The sequence below is a fragment of the Paractinoplanes globisporus DSM 43857 genome (genome assembly GCF_000379645.1).
In the GTDB taxonomy this organism is placed as follows: Bacteria; Actinomycetota; Actinomycetes; order Mycobacteriales; family Micromonosporaceae; genus Actinoplanes; species Actinoplanes globisporus.
On the sequence record NZ_KB903358.1, the window covers coordinates 57,194 to 73,248 of the forward strand.

Genomic DNA, 16,055 nt, shown 5'->3' on the forward strand with positions numbered 1-16,055 from the left:
CTTCATTGGTGTCAGTCGGTGAAGAAGTCGAGTCGCGCCCGCGCCGGCGTGCGTCCCGTGTCATCCGGTTCGCGCTGATCATCGGGGCGATCCTGCTGCTGCTGTTCGGCGTCCCGTGGTGGACGCTGATCGTCTCGGGCAACGACTGGCCCACTCCGGTCGTCGTGATCGGCACGATCGTCTTCGCGGTCGCGCTGGCCGGGTTCCCGGCGCTGATGTTCACCGGCCACGGCCGCGGTCACCACGACGTCCCGGCCAAGATCGCCGACACCATGCTCGGGGTCGTCTGGGTCCTGTTCGTCTGGTCGATCGCGGGCCAGATCCTGACCGGCGTCCTCTGGGCCGCCGGCGTCGGCACCCCGGCTCGCTCCCGCATCGCCACCGTCGTGGTCGCCCTGATCGCCCTGGTCCTGCTCCTTTGGGGGTACGCGGAGGCGATGCGCGTCCCCCGGATCCGGCGGATCGACGTCACCGTGCCGCGCCTGGGCGCCGGGCTCGACGGTCTCCGCCTGGTGCTGATCACCGACACCCACTACGGCCCGATCGACCGGGCCCGCTGGTCGCGGGGCGTGACCGCGGCGGTCAACGCGCTCGACCCCGACGTCGTCGCCCATACCGGGGACATCGCCGACGGCGAGGTGGCCCAGCGCCGCGAGCAGGCCGCCCCGCTCGCCGACATCCGCGCGTCGCTGGCCCGCGTCTACGTCACCGGCAACCACGAGTACTTCAGCGGCGCCCAGCGCTGGGTCGAGCACATGGCCGCGCTCGGCTGGGAGGCCCTGCACAACCGCCACCTCGTCGTCTCCCGGGGCGGCGACTCCCTGGTGATCGCCGGCGTCGACGACCGCACCGCCGCCGGATCGGGCGTCCCCGGCCACCACGCCGACCACGAGGCCGCGCTCGAGGGCGCCGACCCGGCGCTGCCGATCCTGCTGCTGGCGCACCAGCCCGCCCAGATCGAGGGCGCCGTGGCGCACGGCGTCGACCTGCAGATCTCCGGTCACACCCACGGCGGCCAGATCTGGCCCTTCCACTACCTGGTCCGCCTCGACCAGCCGGCGCTGCAGGGCCTGTCCCGGCACTCCGAGCGCACCCAGCTCTACACGAGCCGGGGCACCGGTTTCTGGGGGCCGCCGTTCCGGGTCTTCGCCCCGAGCGAGATCACCCTGCTGACCCTGCGCGCGGCGGCCTGACGGCGCTACTGGCCGGTGCGCCCGTCGATGCACTCGCGCAGCAGGTCGGCGTGGCCGCAGTGCCGGGCGTACTCCTCGATCATGTGGATGAGGATGTCGCGGATGCTCGCCGGGTCGCCGTGGTTGGTGAGCACGGTGCCGTCGAGGTCGGTGAGCCCGTCCAGCCACTCGTCGGCGGCCGTGATCTCGGCCCGCCAGGTGGTGAACGCGTCGTCGACCACCGCCTGGTCACCGACCGCGCCGTCGAAGTCGAGGTCGTCGTTCTCCGCAGACCAGTACAGCCGCGGCAGGTCGCGATGGCCCTGCAGCGAGCGCTGGAACCAGTTGTGCTCGACCCGGGCCATGTGCCGCACGAGGCCGAGCAGGCTCATCGTGGACGGCGGCACGGACCGCGTGGCCAGCTGCTCCGGTGTGAGATCGGCGCACTTCATGCCGAGCGTCAGCCGGTAGTTCGTCAGGTACTCGCGGATCGTCGCCAGCTCGCCGACCGGGTTGCCCGCCGTCCGCGGGTCCTCGCCGGGCGGCGCCCACATGCTGTCGTAACCCACCACACGCTCACTCGTCATGTGCCCACCCTGGCCGACGGGCGGTGTCGCGCCAAGCACATTTCTCGGTGGCGGCGCGTGACGACGTGACGGTGACCGACCGGTTCTGACGTCTTCATGATGAGTCCCTTTCGCTTGTGTCCGATGGACGGGACGCTAGGAGCGGCGCGAGGGCGGCGGATCGGGGCTGCCACGCGGGGGATGTGGGGGTCTGCCCTCACGCGTTCCGGTCCGGCTTTGCCTACGTTGCTGGGAGGCGGCGACGGGCGGCGGGAGGCGGCCATGGCGGCATCAGGGGCACGCGGAGGGATCGCGATCGCGGCGATGCTGCTGGTCGTCGCCGGGTGCGACGGGACCGCCGACAAGGCCGGCGGGACGAGGCCGGGCGGCACGCGGACCCTGCGCGTGCTGAACGTCCGAGCCTACGGCGACCTGGCGCCGATCGCAGAGCGCGTCGAGGAGCTGTCGCACGGCACTCTCAAGCTGGCCGGGGACGCGCTGTGGGGCCAGGATTCGGTCACGGCCGAGGTGGAGGCGATCCGGGAGGTGCGGGCGGGCACGTTCGACCTGGCGATCATCCCGGCCCGCGCCTGGCACGAGGCCGGCGTGACCAGCTTCGACGCGTTCATCGCGCCGATGGCCGTCGACAGCGTAGCGCTGCAGGACCGGGTGCTGGCCAGCGAATTACCGGCCGAGATGCTGGCCGGCGTGACCTCGTCCGGACTGGACGGGATCGCCATCCTGCCGGGGCCGATGCGCAAGCCGGCTGGCATCACCCGGCCGCTGCTCGGCCCGTCCTCCTATGCGGGCGCGTCGATCGCGTACAACCGGTCCGCGATCGCCGACCGGTCACTGCGGCAGCTCGGCGCGACGGCGGCGGCTCTCCCCCGCGACGGCGCCGGCATCGCCGGCCGTGACGGCATGGAGGTCCAGGTCCCCGTCGTCGCCCAGAGCGAGTACGACGGCATGGTTCGCAGCATCACCGCGAACGTGGACCTCTGGCCCCGGCCGCTGGTCCTCGTCGCCAACCACAGGACATTCCGGGGGTTGCCGGCCGAGCAGGCCGGCTGGTTGCGCGCGGCGGCCGCCGACACCCGGCCCACCCGGCTGCAGGCCCTGATGCAGGAGGACAACGACAGCCGGGCGATTCTCTGCCGTCGCGCGGGGCTCGAGCTCATCGAGGCCACCCCCGCGCAGATCGGTGCGCTGCGATACGCCTTCCGGCCGGTCCACGACTGGCTACGGCAGGACCCGGCGACCGCGCGCATGCTCGACCGGATCGCGGCGCTGCGCCGGGACGTGCAGCCGTATCCGCAGGAGACGTTGTCCTGCGGCGACAGTCCGGCGACCGCGCCGGCCCGGGTGGCGACCCCGTTCGACGGCACCTACCGCATGGAGATGGACGAGCAGTTCTGGCTCAAGGACGACCCGGAGAAGAATCCCGGGAACTGGGGCAGTTTCGCCTTCGTCTTCAGCCGCGGCCGGTTCGTCTTCACCCAGGAGAACAGGCTCACGTGCAGCTGGCAGTACGGCACGTACGAGGTCGACGGGCAGACCGTCGTCTGGGACTTCCTCGACGGCGGCGGCACCGGACCGTCGCGTGTGCACAACCACCTCGGCGAGCGGTTCACGCACCACTGGAGCCGGTACCGCGACACGATGACGTTGGTGGGAATCGATCCACCCAGCGTGAAGTGGAGTCTGCCGTGGCACCGGGTCAGCGTCGCCCCGAGGACGACCGTCCTCAGCAAGAGGTGCCCGCCGCCGCCGAAAGCGATCGCCTGGTGAACACGACATCCGGGGTACGAAGAGCGATCGCGGCGACGATCGGACTGCTGGCGGTCGCGGGGTGCGCCGGGACCGTCGACAAGGCCGGCGGGACGAAGCCGGGCCGCACGCTCACCCTGCGGGTGCTGAACATCCGGGACATCACGGACCTCGGGCCGATCGCGGACCGGGTCGACGCGCTCTCCCGCGGCACCCTCCGCCTGGACGGGCCATCGTTGTGGGGCCAGGGCCGGGTCACGGCCGAGGTCGAGGCGATTCGGGAGATTCAGAAGGGGAGCGCCGACCTGGCGATCATCCCGGCCCGGGCGTGGCACGAGGCCGGGGTGACCAGTTTCGACGCGCTCATCGCGCCGCTGGCCGTCGACAGCATGGCACTGCAGGAGAGGGTGCTGTCCAGCGAGTTACCGGCCGAGATGCTGGCGGACCTGAGCCGGCTCGGCCTGGACGGCATCGGCATCCTGCCCGGCCCGATGCGCAAGCCGATGGGCATCACCCGGCCGCTGCTCGGCCCGTCCTCCTACCGGAACGCGACGATCGCCTACAACCGGTCCGCGGTCGCCGACCGGGCGTTCGCCGAGCTCGGCGCCACGGCGATCGCCCTACCCCGCGACGGCGCCGACATCCGGGCCCGCGACGGGATCGAATACGCGGTCGCCGCCATCCCCGGCAACAACTACGACGCCACGGTACGCAGCATCACCGCGAACGTGGACCTCTGGCCACGGCCGGTGGTGGTGGTCGCCAACCACCAGGCACTGCGGGGGTGGTCGGCCCAGCAGGTCGCCTGGCTGCGCGCCGCCGTCGGCGACACCCTGCACAGCCGAGTGCAGGACCTTCTGACGCGAGACCACGATGCCACGGCGATCATGTGCCGCCGCGCGCGGCTCGAGTTCGTCGCCGCGACCCCCGCGCAGAGGGCCGAGCTGAGCGCCGCGTTGCGGCCGGTCGGCGACTGGCTGCGGAAAGACCCGAAGACCACGCATCTGCTCGCCCGGATCGCGGACCTGCGGGCGGGACTGAGCCCGTACCCGGAGGAGACGTTGTCCTGCGGCGACACCGCGGGAACCACGACCACCCAGGAGTCGACGCCGTTCGACGGCACCTGGTTCATGGAGGAGAGCGAACAGCACTGGCAGCGGAACGACCCCGAGAAGCACCCGGAGAACTGGGGCCATTTCGTGTACGCCTTCGGCCGCGGCCGGTTCGCCATGACCCAGGAGAACAAGGACTCGTGCACCTGGCAGTACGGCGCCTTCCACGTGGACGGGCAGACCGTCACCTGGAACTGGCTCGACGGCGGCGGCATCGCGCCGACCGGGGCGTACAACCGTCAGGGCGAGCGGTTCGTGTGGCGCTGGAGCCGGTATCACGACACGATGACGCTGGCGGCCATCTCGCCGACGGACCTCCAACCGCAGACGTGGCGCCGGGTCCGGGCCGCCCCGACCACGGCCAACTTCAGCAAGAGGTGTCCCCTGCCGGCCGCGGCGATCGCGTGGTGAGCGGGACGACGGCCGTGAGCCGGGTTCCGCCGCCGGGCGGGCTGTCCACGACCAGCCGGCCGCCCAGCACCGCGAGACGGTCGGCCAGGCCGGTCAGCCCCGATCCCCCGCCGGGATCGGCGCCCCCGACGCCGTCGTCCGCGACCTCCACGGTGAGGCGGTCGGCCGCGGCGACTATCCGCACGGACGCGCTCGTGGCCGAGGCGTACTTGTCGATGTTGGTCAGCCCCTCGGCGCAGACGAAGTACGCGGCGGCCTCGGACTCCGGGGCGAAGCGGCCGTCCGGCGCGGTCACCGCGACCGGGATCCGGGCCCGCGACGCCAGATCCTGCACGGCGACGGCCGGCCCGCTCTCGGTCAGAAGCCGGGGGTACACCCCGCGGGCGAAGTCGTTGATCGCCTCGGTGCCGGCGACCAGGTGGGCGCGGAGAGCGTCGCCGTCGACCAGATCGGCGACCCGGTCGAGCCGGGCCAGCACGTCGGCGCGCAGCTCGGCCTCGAGGCGGTCCCGCTCGGCGTCGGCGACGGTGAGCAGGCGCCGCCGGGACACCTCCACCGCGGCGAGGCGGTCGGCGGCCTCGGCCTGCAGCCGGGCGTTGACCAGGGCGATCCGGGTGAGGGCGGCGGCCGAGGCCACCAGCGCGGGGTCGTCGAGCACAGTGCTGTCGTGGATCAGCACGGCGATCCGGGCCCCGTTGTCGCGCAGCTCGGTGACGGTGCGCCCGGCGGGCTCGGCCCCGGGTTCGACCGGGCGGCCCGCCTCGTCCACCAGCCGCCCGGTGACCGGATCGGCGTACCCGAGGACCAGGGACGGGTCGCCGAGAGCACGGGCGAGCAGGTCGCGGACCGATCGGGGCGCCGCCTGCCCGAGGTCGACCGCGAGACCGGCGATCGGGCTCCGGCGCAGCCGGGTCTCGGCGAGCAGGGCCACCGCGACCGCGATCACGACGGCGTCGTACGCGAGCAGGATCTGCGGATCGATGAGCAGGCCCTCCCACCGAGCCACGGCCCCGAAGCTCAGCAGGCCCCAGAACGCCACGGCACAGGCGAGTGCGGTGACCCAAGCGACGGACGGCCTCCGCCCGCCCCACGCGATGACCGCGACGACGGCGACACCGACGAGCACGGTGACGACGCCGGGCCGGCCCACCGGGTACACCAGCGCGGTCGCATAACCGGCGGCGACCACCACCCGCTCGGCCGCTGTCGTCAGGCGGCCCCGGGGATGACCGACCAGCGCGTGGGTGAGCGGGCCGCGATGCGCGAACACCAGCGGCTGCACGAACCCGCCGACGAACCACAGCGCCGCCGAGGCGAGCAGCAGGATCGACGGCAGCGGGCGCCGGCGCTGCCAGATGCCCAGGCCCGCGAGGGCGAGCGCGACGCCGGCGAGGGTGTCCATCGTCAGTCCAGCATCGCGGCGAGCGCCGCCGCCGAGAGCTCGGGCTTGTGGATGAAGCCGCGGACCGGGCTGGCCAGCAGCCGCCGCCGGTAGGCGCGGACATCCCGGTTCGAGATCAGCACCACCACCGGTGGCCCGTCGAGCGCCGCGAGCCGATCCGCCACCGCGAAACCGTCCATGCCGGGCAGCTGGACGTCGAGCAGCACCACATCGGGTCGCAGCCGCGTGCACGCGCCGACCGCCTGCTCGCCGTCGCCGGCCTCGCCGACCACCTCGTACCCGGCCGATTGCAGCAGCTCGCGGACCAGCGCGCGGAACGGCTCGTGGTCGTCCACCACCACGACCCGCCGACGGGCGGTCACGTCGACCGCAGCAGGGTGAGCACGGCCAGCACCCGCCGGTGGTGGTCGTCCGACTCGGCCAGGTCCAGCTTCGCGAAGATGTTGCCGATGTGCCGCTCGACCGTCTTCGGGCTCAGCCGCAGCGTGCCCGCGATGTTCTGGTTGGACCGCCCCTCGGCCATCAGCGCCAGGACCTCCCGCTCCCGCTCGGTCAGCTGCGCCAGCGGATCGGCCCGCCGTCGCCGCCCGAGCAGGCGCGACACGATCGACGGATCCAGCACGCATTCGCCTTCGGCAATCCGATCCAAGGCATCAACCAGCACGCGTACGTCGGAGACCCGCTCCTTGAGGAGGTAGCCGACCCCGCCGGGCCGCTCGTCGAGCAGCCGCATGGCGTACCGCGAGTCCTGGTAGTGCGACAGCAGCAGCACGCCCACGGCCGGATACCGGCGGCCGATGGTGAGCGCCGCCGCGATTCCCTCGTCCGTCCGCGTCGGCGGCATCTTGATGTCGACGATCGCCACATCCGGCGCGTCGAGCGCGACCCGGCGCAGCAACGCCTCCGGGTCACCCACCGCCGCCACGACCTCGACGCCCAGCTCGGCGAGCAGGCGGGACAGACCCTCCCGCAGCAGGGCCTCGTCGTCCGCGATCACGACCCGCACGGCAGCTCCGCCCGGATCCTCGTGCCGCCCCCGGCCCGCGCCTCGACCGACAGAGTCCCGGCGAGGGCGCCGACCCGATCCTCGATCGCCGTGGTGTCCCCCGCCGGCCCGTCGTCCTCGATCTCGGCCTGGAGCCGGTCACCGTCCCGCCGCACCGAGACCAACGCGTGGGTCACTCCCCCACCGGCCAGCCGGTTCGCGACGGTAAAGTAGGCGACCGCCTCGACCGGGGCCGGGAAGCGTCCGTCGACCGGCACGTCGAGGGTCACCGCCGGCCCGGACGACTCGGCCAGCGTCTCCAGGGCGGCGGACAGTCCCTCGTCGGCCAGCTCGCGCGGATACAGCCCGCGCGCGAGTCGGCGCAGGCCGGCCAGGGTCGCGGCCACCTCGGCCTGCGCCTCCTCGAGCCGCCGCGCGAGACCGGCATCCCCGCCCGCGCCGGGCGGATCCCCGCCCGCGGCGCCGACGGCGGAATCGCCTGACGCGGCGGGATTGCCCAGGCGCAGCTGTTCGAGGCGCAGGGCCAGGGAGAGGGCGACGATTCGCTGCTGGGCGCCGTCGTGCAGGTCGCGTTCCAGCCGGCGGCGTTCGGCGTCGGCGGCCTCGACGATGCGGGCCCGGGAGGCGCGCAGGTCGGCCAGCTGCGCGCGGCGCTGGGCGCGGAGCCGCTCGTTGGTGAGGGCCAGGCCGGCGGCGCCGGCGATCTCGTCGGCGATACCGTCCTCGTCGAGCGCCTCCCGCCGGTGGGTGAGGAACGCGATCGTCACCCCGTCCCGGGTCAGCCGGGTCGTGCCGCGCCCGGCGTGCCGCTCGACCGGGTACCCGGCGGCGTTCACCCAGCCGTCGGCGCCGTGTGGGTAGAAGACCCGCAGCGAGTCGTCGCCCAGCGCCGCGCCGAGGGTCTTCTCCAGCCCGCCGGGCGCGGAGACGTCCGAGGCGGCCACGACCATCCGGGCCACCGCGGACCGGGTGCGGCGACGATGCACGTAGGACCAGCCGGTGCCCAGCGCGGCCACGATGAGCAGCCCGGCCTGGACCGCCAAGAGCCGGCGGTCCACGTCGTCGGCGCCGAGGTATCCGCGGCTCCACGAGTGCAGGTAGTCCAGTTCGACCACGACGAGGTACGCGAGCACCGGCACCGCGACCGGGCCGGCGATTCCCCGGCCGGCGGGTGACGTCCGGGCCAGCCGCCAGGCGAGCACGACGCCGAGCATCACCGGCCAGATCACGCCGGCGTGGACCGCCAGCCGGCCGGCCTGCTCGGCCACCGCGGGCCGATCCGCGATCATCAGCAGGTTGGCCGGGCAGCCGTAGCAGCCGGCCGACGCCGGGTCGAAGAACAGCGCGCCCGCGACGGCCAGGCCCACCGTCGCCAGACCGCCGGCCGCGAGCGCCACGATCTCCGGGGCGCCGACGCGGCCGCGAAGGTAGCGCAGTCCCGCGTCCGCCACCAGCACCGGGACAACCGTGGCGAGGACCAGGCCGGCGGTGAAGACCCAGGCGGAGCCGGCGCCGGGAGTGTTCCATTGCCCGGCGAACCACGCCCACGACGCCACCGCCGCGACGACACCGAAGGGCCGGCGGGCCGGGCGGCCGAGGACGATCACCGCGGCGATCAGCACGGACCAGCCGGCCGCCAGGCTCAGCGCCGTCGATGCGGCCGATCCGCCGGCGATCGCGTAGTCGGGCGAGCGCCGGACGACGGCCAGGGTCAGCGCGCCGGCGGCGGCGCCGCCGGCGAGGACGCCCAACCGCACCGCGCGGATCGACCCGGACACACCCTCATCGTGGCAGCTCTACCCGGGGGCAGGTAAGTCAGTGATCCGTCAGGAGGACCGGGCGATCGCGTCGGCCGCGGCCAGCATCTGACTCGCGACCGGCTGGAGGCCGGCGACGGTCAGGGTCAGGCCGGTGGCGACCCGGTCGGCCAGGCCCCACTCCCAGATCGCCCGCGGGTCGGTGCCGGTGCGATCGGACAGCCACCGGCAACGGTCCCAGGGATCGCCCTCGATCAGCTCGGCCGGGTCCTCGCGCATGAGCACGCCGAGGTCGCACTCCGGCTCGGCGACGTAGCCGTCGGGGTCGACCAGTTTGAAGCCGTCGCCGGCGCGCAGCGCGTTCCACTGGTGGATGTCGCCGTGGACCAGGACCGCGCCGTGCGGGTTGTGGGCGCGACGGCGGCTCTCCGCGGCGGCCAGGGCCTGGTCGACCGCCGCGCGCGTACACGGCTCGCCGAGTTTCGTCCATTTTATCCGGATAAGTCTGGACATGCGCTCGGCGCGGTCGGCACCGGTGGGCAGAGTCGCGGCGGTGGGGCGCCAGAGAGCGGCGGCGAGGCCGGTCAGGATCTCCAGTCGGTCGGGCAGCGGGAGATCGAGGTCGGACATTGCCGGGCCCAGGCGCTCGACGAGCAGGGCGCCGCGGGACTCGTCGTGTTCGAGGACGCGGCAGCATGCACCGCCGCCCGCCTCGCGCAGGAACGCGATCTCGTGGGCGGCGGCATCGCCCGGGCGCGGGATGAGGATCTTCAGGACGGCCTCGGCGCCGTCGTCGCGACGGGCTTCCACCACGTACGCCTCGGTGGAATCGCGGAAGGGAACGCCCAGCCGCAGGCCCCACGCGGCGGCGAGGGAAGCGACCAGCCGGGGGAGGTTTTCCAGCCAGGCGCTCGCGCCTGCGTCGCGGGCCCGGGCCCGCACGGTTGCCGGAAGATCTCGCACGAACGCCGATGGTGACACACGTGATATCCGGCGGCCACGTAATTGCGTTGAGGAACATCCGTTGCCACCGCAGGATGGTAAGACCGCCAACCCACGACCAACCGGGGTGTTCTGATGCGTCTGCTTCGTGACCTGTGGGCCACGTCCCGTAGCCGCACCGCGGTCGTGGCCTTCCTCATCGTGCTCGGCGCGGCCGGGCAGGCCGGCGCCCTCGCGCTGGCCGGCGCGGTTCTGGTCGATCGATCGATACCGTTGTTCGCGGTGCTCGCCGTGGCGCTGGTGGCCTCCGTTCTCAGCGACGTCGCGGTCGGGCTGATCGCGGCCGGGCTCACCGCCGACTGGGCGGCCCGGGTCCGTCGCGGGCTCAACCGGGTGGCCTTCGGGCAGGACCTGCCGGCCCTGGAGAACACTCCGGTCGGCGAGCTGCTCGACCGCATCGACTCCGACGTCTACCAGGTCGGTTCCGAGATGCGCGGCAGCGGCGTGCGGATCGCGCAGTCGGTCGCCGTCGCGACGCTCTCGATCGTGACCGCGTTCTTCGTGTGGTGGCCCGCGGCGATCGGCATGATCCTGGTGTCGATCCTGCTCTACGTCACGATGAACAAACCGATCCAGCGCCTCTCGCCGCTGCGGATCTCCGAGGAGGAGTCCTGGTCCGACCTGGCCGCGGTCATGGAGGAGTCCATCCACGGGCAGGACGACGTCCGTACGAGCCTCGCCGCGCCGTACGTCCGCCGGTTGTACGCGCAACGGGCCGCCGAGGTCCTGCGCCGCGGCCGGCTGGTGTGGCGCTCGTCGGCGCGGATCACCATGGGCGCCGGCACGATCACCCGGTCGCTGATCGCGATCCTGGTCGTGGTCGGCGCGTGGGCGCTGCTCTACGGGCACATCGACGGCGCCCGGCTGACCGCGGTGTGGCTACTCGCGCTCGGCTACGGCGGCACGCTCGAGCACGTCACCCGGATGGTGCCCGAGCTGCAGAACGCGCTCGGCGCCTGGAGCCGGGTGCAGCTGCTGCGCGACGTGCCGCAGGAACCGCAGGGCGGTCTCGAACCGGTCGACGGTGACCTGGCCGTGCGCGACCTGACGTTCCGGTACGGCGAGTCCGACAGCGGGCGGCCGCCGGCCCTGCGCGACGTCTCGCTGACGTTCGCGCGCGGCCGGTCGTACGCGCTGATCGGGCGCACCGGCTCCGGCAAGAGCACGCTGGCCAAGGTCCTGACCCGGGCCGTCGACGTGCCGCGCGGCACCGTGTTCCTCGGCGGGACCGACCTCAACGACCTGGACGTCGAGGCGCTGCGCCGGTGGACGGCGATCGTCCCGCAGCGCACCGAGATCCTCGCCGGCACCCTGGCCGAGAACATCGCGCTGTTCGACCCGGAGCTGCTGCCCCGGGCCGCGAGCGCGCTCGACGAGCTCGGCCTCACGCCGTGGGCGTCGAGCCTGCCCGACGGCATCGACACCAAGCTCGGCGAGGGCGGCTACAAGCTCTCCGCCGGCCAGGAGCAGCTGGTCGCGTTCGCCCGGATCCTGGTGCGCGACCCGCAGGTGGTGATCCTCGACGAGGCCACCGCCCGGATGGACCCGGTCACCGAGACCTGGGTGCAGCGGGCCACCGACCGGCTGCTCGACGGCCGGATCGGCGTGATCGTGGCGCACCGGCTCTCCTCGGTGCAGCGGTGTGACGAGGTGGTCGTGCTCGCCGACGGCGAGGTCCTCGAGGCCGGGCCGCTGCGTGAGTCGGTCCGCTTCGCCGAGCTGATGGCCTCCAGCAACCTGGTGCCGGCCACCGGCTCGGGCGGCGGTGTCCTGGTGGCCGAGCGCGACTGGGACACGGCCATGCAGGTGGAGCTGAACGCCGACGCCCTGGCGAACACACTGCCCGCGGTCGAGCCGCCGCCGCTGCCCGACGAGCCGCCGACCCGCACCATGCGCGAGATCGTCCGCCTGGCGACGAACGACCCGCGCTACGGCCTCGGCGCGGTCGCGCTGTTCGTCGTGCTGGTCATCCTCGGGCTGGACGGCGCGATCCTGCCGCTGCTCTGGTCGAACGTGGTCGACGGGGTGGGCAACCCGCTCTACCCGGCGATCGGCATCGCGGCCGGGCTGCTCGTGGCGATCCCGTCGCTCTACTACACCGGGGCCTGGTTCCCCGAGTGGTGGGTGCGGCAGATGCTGCGGATCAGCCTGCGGCTGGTGCACGGCCAGGTCGGCCCGCGCCGGGTCAGCAAGTACACGCCGGCCGAGGTCGTCGCCCAGGGCGGCGACACCGAGCGGGTGGTCATGCTGGCCGACAACCTGATCGACAACGTGTGCAGCCTGGTCCTCATCGCGGTGATGACCGCGGCGTCCCAGTCGATCGTGCCCGGCCTGTTCTTCCTGGGCACGATGGTCATCTCGGGCCTGGCGGCGACGCTGTTCGGCCCGCGGCTGGAGAAGGCGGCGCGGCGGACGGTGGCGGCGCGGGCGGCGTTCGCGACCGCGCTGGTGTCGTCGCTGTCGGCGGCGCGCACGGTCAAGCTGGCCGGCGCGACCGAGCCGGTCCTCGCCCACCTGGCGCGGCTCGACTGGGTCCGCTCCGACCGGCAGCGCCGGGAGATCGCGATCCAGGTGTGGGCCCGCTCCACGCCGTCGATCGCGAGCGGGCTGCTGCCGATCGCGGCGTGGGCGCTCTACCTGGGCGGCAACCTCACGGCGGCGGCGACGCTGATCGCGGTGGCCACGCTCGGCGCGGCCCGGTGGTTCGCGTGGACGACGGCATCGCTGGTCTCCCAGCTGCCGTCGGCCCGGGTGTGGACCAGGCGGACGGTCGCGATGTCGGGCACCGCCGAGTACACATCGGACGTGCCCGGGGTCGACCTGTCGGCCGGCACCGCGCCGGCGCCGCCGACCGCGCCCCGCAACCCGCTCGACCGGCTCGAGCTGCGCCACTTCAGCGCGGTCCACGAGAACGGCACGGTCGGGGCGCAGGACGTGGACCTCGCGGTCGGCCGGGGCGAGCTGGTGCTGGTCGTCGGCCCGGTCGGGTCGGGCAAGTCGTCGCTGCTGCGGGCGCTGGCCGGGATCGTGCACCACACCGGCGAGCTGCGCTGGAACGGCAACGTGGTCGACGAGCCCGAGCTGTTCCTGCGGCCCAACCAGGTGGGCTACGTCGCCCAGCTGCCGCGGGTGCTCTCCGGGACGGTGGCCGACAACATCCAGCTCGGCCACGAGCTGGACGCGGCCGACGCCGTGTCGACCGCCCAGCTGGAGCACGACCTGACCGCGTCGGGCGGCGGCCTGCAGCTGCTGATCGGCCACAAGGGCACCCGGCTCTCCGGCGGCCAGCTGCAGCGGCTGGCCCTGGCCCGGGCGCTGGCCCCGCGCACGGAGCTGCTGATCGCGGACGACGTGTCGTCGGCGCTGGACGTGACGACGGAGCTGGAGCTCTGGCGCGCCCTGCGCTCGCACGGCGTCACCGTGGTCGGCTCCACCTCGAAACGGGCGGCGCTGACCCAGGCCGACCGGGTGGTCGTGCTCATCGGCGGCAAGGTGGAGGACCAGGGCACCTGGACCGAGCTCCAGGACCGCTGGGGTCACCTGGCCGGCTGAGAGGTCTCTCAGAAAATTGCGGGTCCCGCATATTTGCGGGGCCCGCAGTTTTTGGTACGGTGGTTTCCGTGGGGTTGAGGGAGCGGAAGAAGCAGGAGACTCGCGCGGCGCTCAGCTGGGCGGCGATCAGGCTCATCGTCGCGCGGGGGTATGACAAGGTGCTGGTCGAGGACATCGCCACCGAGGCCGGCGTCTCACCCCGCACGTTCAACAACTACTTCGGCAGCAAGGCCGAGGCGGTCGCTTCCCGCCACCTCGACCGGATCCACCGGATGGCCGACGCGCTGCGCGAGCGCCCGGCCGGCGAGCCGCTGTGGGACGCGCTCCCTCCCGCGATGATCGAGCAGTTCCGGCCCGGGCCGGAGGTGACCTCGCAGCCGCGGCCCGACCGTGAGGAGTGGGTCGCGGGGCTGCGGCTCATGATGGCGGTGCCGGCCATCCAGGCCGAGACACTGCGGGCGGGGGCGATGGCGCAGTCGGCGCTGGCCGCCGCGATCGGCGCCCGGACGGGCACCGACCCCGACAACGAGATGTATCCGAACCTGGTGGCCGCCACCGTGCTGGCCGCGCTCGAAGTGGCCAATACCGGATTCATGCTCACCAAGCAGCCGCTCGACGGGCTCATCCGGGAGGCATTGCGGCAGATCTCCGCGGGGCTGCCGCCGCCTCAGCAATAAGCCTCAGCAGTAACCAGACTTCTCCATTTCATTCCTCACCGCCGTTTCGGGAAACCGCGGTCGGTGAAACGCGCCCTCGAAAAGGGGTTCTGACATGACTTTCGACGTTGTTGTCTCGGGTGGCGGGCCCAACGGGCTCATGGTGGCTTGCGAACTGGCTCTGGCCGGAGTTCGCCCGGTGGTGCTGGAGCGGCTGACGTCGCCCTCACCCGAGCAGCGGGCCAACGGCATGGTCGGGCAGGTGGTACGGCTGTTCCAGCGGCGCGGCCTGCTCGAACGGCTGACCGGGGACCCGAGGCCGCCGGTGCCGGTGCCGCAGTTCATGTTCGCGGCGTTTCCGTTGCCGCTGCGGGAACTGGCCGACAATCCGGTCTACACGGTCATGGTGCCGCAGCGGAAGATCGAGGCCACGCTGGCCGCCCGGGCCGAGGAGCTCGGTGTCGAGATCCGCCGCGGGCACGAGCTGACCGGAATCACCCAGAAGGACGATCTCGTGGTCGTCGAGGTCGCCGGGCCGGACGGGAACTACGAGCTGGAGGCCCGCTATCTGGTCGGGGCCGACGGCGGCAAGAGCCCGGTGCGGAAAATGGCGGGGATCGGATTCCCGGGATACACCGGCGACGAGGACACGGTGTCCCGCTCCGCGCATGTCACCGTCCCGGCCGACCTGCGCGACCCGGTCACCGGCGGTCTGCGCGTGCCCGGCTACGGGGTGATTCCGCCGTTCCTGCACCATCGCACCGAGCGCGGGCTCGTCGCCTACGCACCGTTCCCGGACGGCCGGACGATGCTGAGCGTCACCACGCTCGACCGGCCCGAGGGCTCGGCGCCGTTCAGCATCGCCGAGCTTCAGGAGGCGTTCACGCACGTCGTCGGGGTGGAGGTGCCGCTCGGGCCGCCGGCCGGCGACGGTCCGCACATGCTGCGGCGGCTAAGCGGCGGGCAGACCCGGGTCGCCGATCGTTACCGGGCCGGGCGGGTCTTCCTGGTCGGTGACGCGGCGCACGTGCACTCGGCGATCGGCGGGCCCGGGCTCAACCTCGGCCTGCAGGACTCGGTGAACCTGGCCTGGAAACTCGCCGCGACCGTCCACGGGTGGGCGCCCGACGGGCTGCTCGACACCTACGAGGCCGAGCGCCGCCCGGCCGGCGAGCGGGTCACCATGCACACGCAGGCGCAGCACGTGCTGGTCGGGCCGGGGCCGAAGGTCACCGCGCTGCGCACGCTCTTCGGCGAGCTGCTCCGGGAACCCGCGGTGCTTCAGCACGTCGCCGACCTCATCGCCGGCGCCGACATCACGTACGGGCCGAGCCCGGCGTCCCCGCTGACCGGCAGATTCGTCCCCGACCTGGGCGAGGCCACCCGGTCCGGGCGTCCGCTGCTGGTCGACAACACCGGGACGCTCGCCCCGGTGGCCGGGCCGTGGAGCGATCGCGTGGACGTGGTGACCGCGCCGGTCGACGGGGCCACGGCCCTGCTCGTACGGCCGGATTGCTATGTGGCCTGGGCGACCGCGGAGGCCGCGCCCGACGCGGCGGGCCTCCGGAGCGCGCTCACCCAGTGGTTCGGTGAGCCGCGCGGATGAGATGACCGGCGTGGTCGCCGCCACCGGGGAAGGGCGGCGGCCACGC

Annotated in this window: 12 protein-coding genes; 6 read left to right on the top strand and 6 right to left on the bottom strand. The window is 73.2% G+C overall.

Annotated elements, in window-relative coordinates; translation table 11 throughout:
* The first annotated feature begins 8 nt into the window (after positions 1 to 8).
* Entirely contained in the window at positions 9 to 1,193 is a 1,185-nt protein-coding gene (locus A3CQ_RS0149615; RefSeq protein ID WP_020518451.1) for a metallophosphoesterase, read from the top strand.
* 5 nt (positions 1,194 to 1,198) lie between these two features.
* Here the strand turns inward: A3CQ_RS0149615 and A3CQ_RS0149620 are convergent, their stop codons facing one another.
* Positions 1,199 to 1,759: a DinB family protein gene (locus A3CQ_RS0149620; RefSeq protein WP_026207082.1), complete on the bottom strand. Its 561-nt coding sequence runs from the start codon at positions 1,757 to 1,759 to the stop codon at positions 1,199 to 1,201.
* A 261-nt stretch (positions 1,760 to 2,020) separates the two neighbouring features.
* Between A3CQ_RS0149620 and A3CQ_RS0149625 the strand changes: the two genes are divergently transcribed.
* Positions 2,021 to 3,526: a type 2 periplasmic-binding domain-containing protein gene (locus A3CQ_RS0149625; protein ID WP_157297267.1), complete on the top strand. Its 1,506-nt coding sequence runs from the start codon at positions 2,021 to 2,023 to the stop codon at positions 3,524 to 3,526.
* Positions 3,523 to 5,028 carry a hypothetical protein gene (locus tag A3CQ_RS0149630; RefSeq protein WP_245577692.1) on the top strand — a complete coding sequence of 502 codons (1,506 nt, stop codon included), beginning with the start codon at positions 3,523 to 3,525 and terminating at the stop codon, positions 5,026 to 5,028. Before A3CQ_RS0149625 ends, A3CQ_RS0149630 begins: the two co-directional genes overlap by 4 nt.
* Here A3CQ_RS0149630 and A3CQ_RS0149635 read toward each other — a convergent pair.
* Genes A3CQ_RS0149635 through A3CQ_RS0149655 form a run of 5 tightly spaced genes read right to left on the bottom strand, consistent with a single transcriptional unit; the run spans position 4,985 to position 10,156 of the window.
* Complete coding sequence (locus A3CQ_RS0149635) at positions 4,985 to 6,430, bottom strand: sensor histidine kinase (RefSeq protein ID WP_020518455.1); 1,446 nt, start codon at positions 6,428 to 6,430, stop codon at positions 4,985 to 4,987. The genes A3CQ_RS0149630 and A3CQ_RS0149635 overlap by 44 nt on opposite strands.
* Positions 6,431 to 6,432: 2 nt before the next feature.
* Positions 6,433 to 6,792 carry a response regulator gene (locus tag A3CQ_RS0149640; RefSeq protein WP_020518456.1) on the bottom strand — a complete coding sequence of 120 codons (360 nt, stop codon included), beginning with the start codon at positions 6,790 to 6,792 and terminating at the stop codon, positions 6,433 to 6,435.
* A complete protein-coding gene (locus tag A3CQ_RS0149645) occupies positions 6,789 to 7,436 on the bottom strand; it encodes a LuxR C-terminal-related transcriptional regulator (protein WP_020518457.1) in 648 nt (215 codons plus the stop codon). Before A3CQ_RS0149645 ends, A3CQ_RS0149640 begins: the two co-directional genes overlap by 4 nt.
* Entirely contained in the window at positions 7,424 to 9,214 is a 1,791-nt protein-coding gene (locus tag A3CQ_RS58405; protein ID WP_020518458.1) for an ATP-binding protein, read from the bottom strand. The genes A3CQ_RS0149645 and A3CQ_RS58405 overlap by 13 nt, the downstream gene beginning before the upstream one ends.
* A 48-nt stretch (positions 9,215 to 9,262) precedes the next feature.
* Positions 9,263 to 10,156 (bottom strand): aminoglycoside phosphotransferase family protein, encoded by an 894-nt coding sequence (locus A3CQ_RS0149655; RefSeq protein WP_040434332.1) that lies wholly within the window; start codon positions 10,154 to 10,156, stop codon positions 9,263 to 9,265.
* A gap of 114 nt (positions 10,157 to 10,270) precedes the next feature.
* Here A3CQ_RS0149655 and A3CQ_RS0149660 point away from each other — a divergent pair, with 114 nt between their 5' ends.
* The 3 genes from A3CQ_RS0149660 (at position 10,271) to A3CQ_RS0149670 (ending at position 16,009) form a co-directional block, all read left to right on the top strand.
* Positions 10,271 to 13,747: an ATP-binding cassette domain-containing protein gene (locus A3CQ_RS0149660; RefSeq protein WP_020518460.1), complete on the top strand. Its 3,477-nt coding sequence runs from the start codon at positions 10,271 to 10,273 to the stop codon at positions 13,745 to 13,747.
* 68 nt (positions 13,748 to 13,815) lie between these two features.
* The gene (locus A3CQ_RS0149665; RefSeq protein ID WP_026207083.1) at positions 13,816 to 14,424 is read left to right on the top strand and encodes a TetR/AcrR family transcriptional regulator; all 609 of its coding nucleotides are present in this window, start codon (positions 13,816 to 13,818) and stop codon (positions 14,422 to 14,424) included.
* Between the two features lie 94 nt (positions 14,425 to 14,518).
* Positions 14,519 to 16,009: an FAD-dependent monooxygenase gene (locus tag A3CQ_RS0149670; RefSeq protein WP_026207084.1), complete on the top strand. Its 1,491-nt coding sequence runs from the start codon at positions 14,519 to 14,521 to the stop codon at positions 16,007 to 16,009.
* Positions 16,010 to 16,055: the final 46 nt, after the last annotated feature.

What these genes read in the sequence shown, in the direction of transcription:
- A3CQ_RS0149635 (WP_020518455.1), bottom strand. Translation starts at nt 6,430, where the DNA reads ATGGACACCCTCGCCGGCGTCGCGCTCGCCCTCGCGGGCCTGGGCATC.
- A3CQ_RS0149670 (WP_026207084.1), top strand. Translation starts at nt 14,519, where the DNA reads ATGACTTTCGACGTTGTTGTCTCGGGTGGCGGGCCCAACGGGCTCATG.
- A3CQ_RS0149660 (WP_020518460.1), top strand. Translation starts at nt 10,271, where the DNA reads ATGCGTCTGCTTCGTGACCTGTGGGCCACGTCCCGTAGCCGCACCGCG.
- A3CQ_RS0149620 (WP_026207082.1), bottom strand. Translation starts at nt 1,759, where the DNA reads ATGACGAGTGAGCGTGTGGTGGGTTACGACAGCATGTGGGCGCCGCCC.
- A3CQ_RS0149625 (WP_157297267.1), top strand. Translation starts at nt 2,021, where the DNA reads ATGGCGGCATCAGGGGCACGCGGAGGGATCGCGATCGCGGCGATGCTG.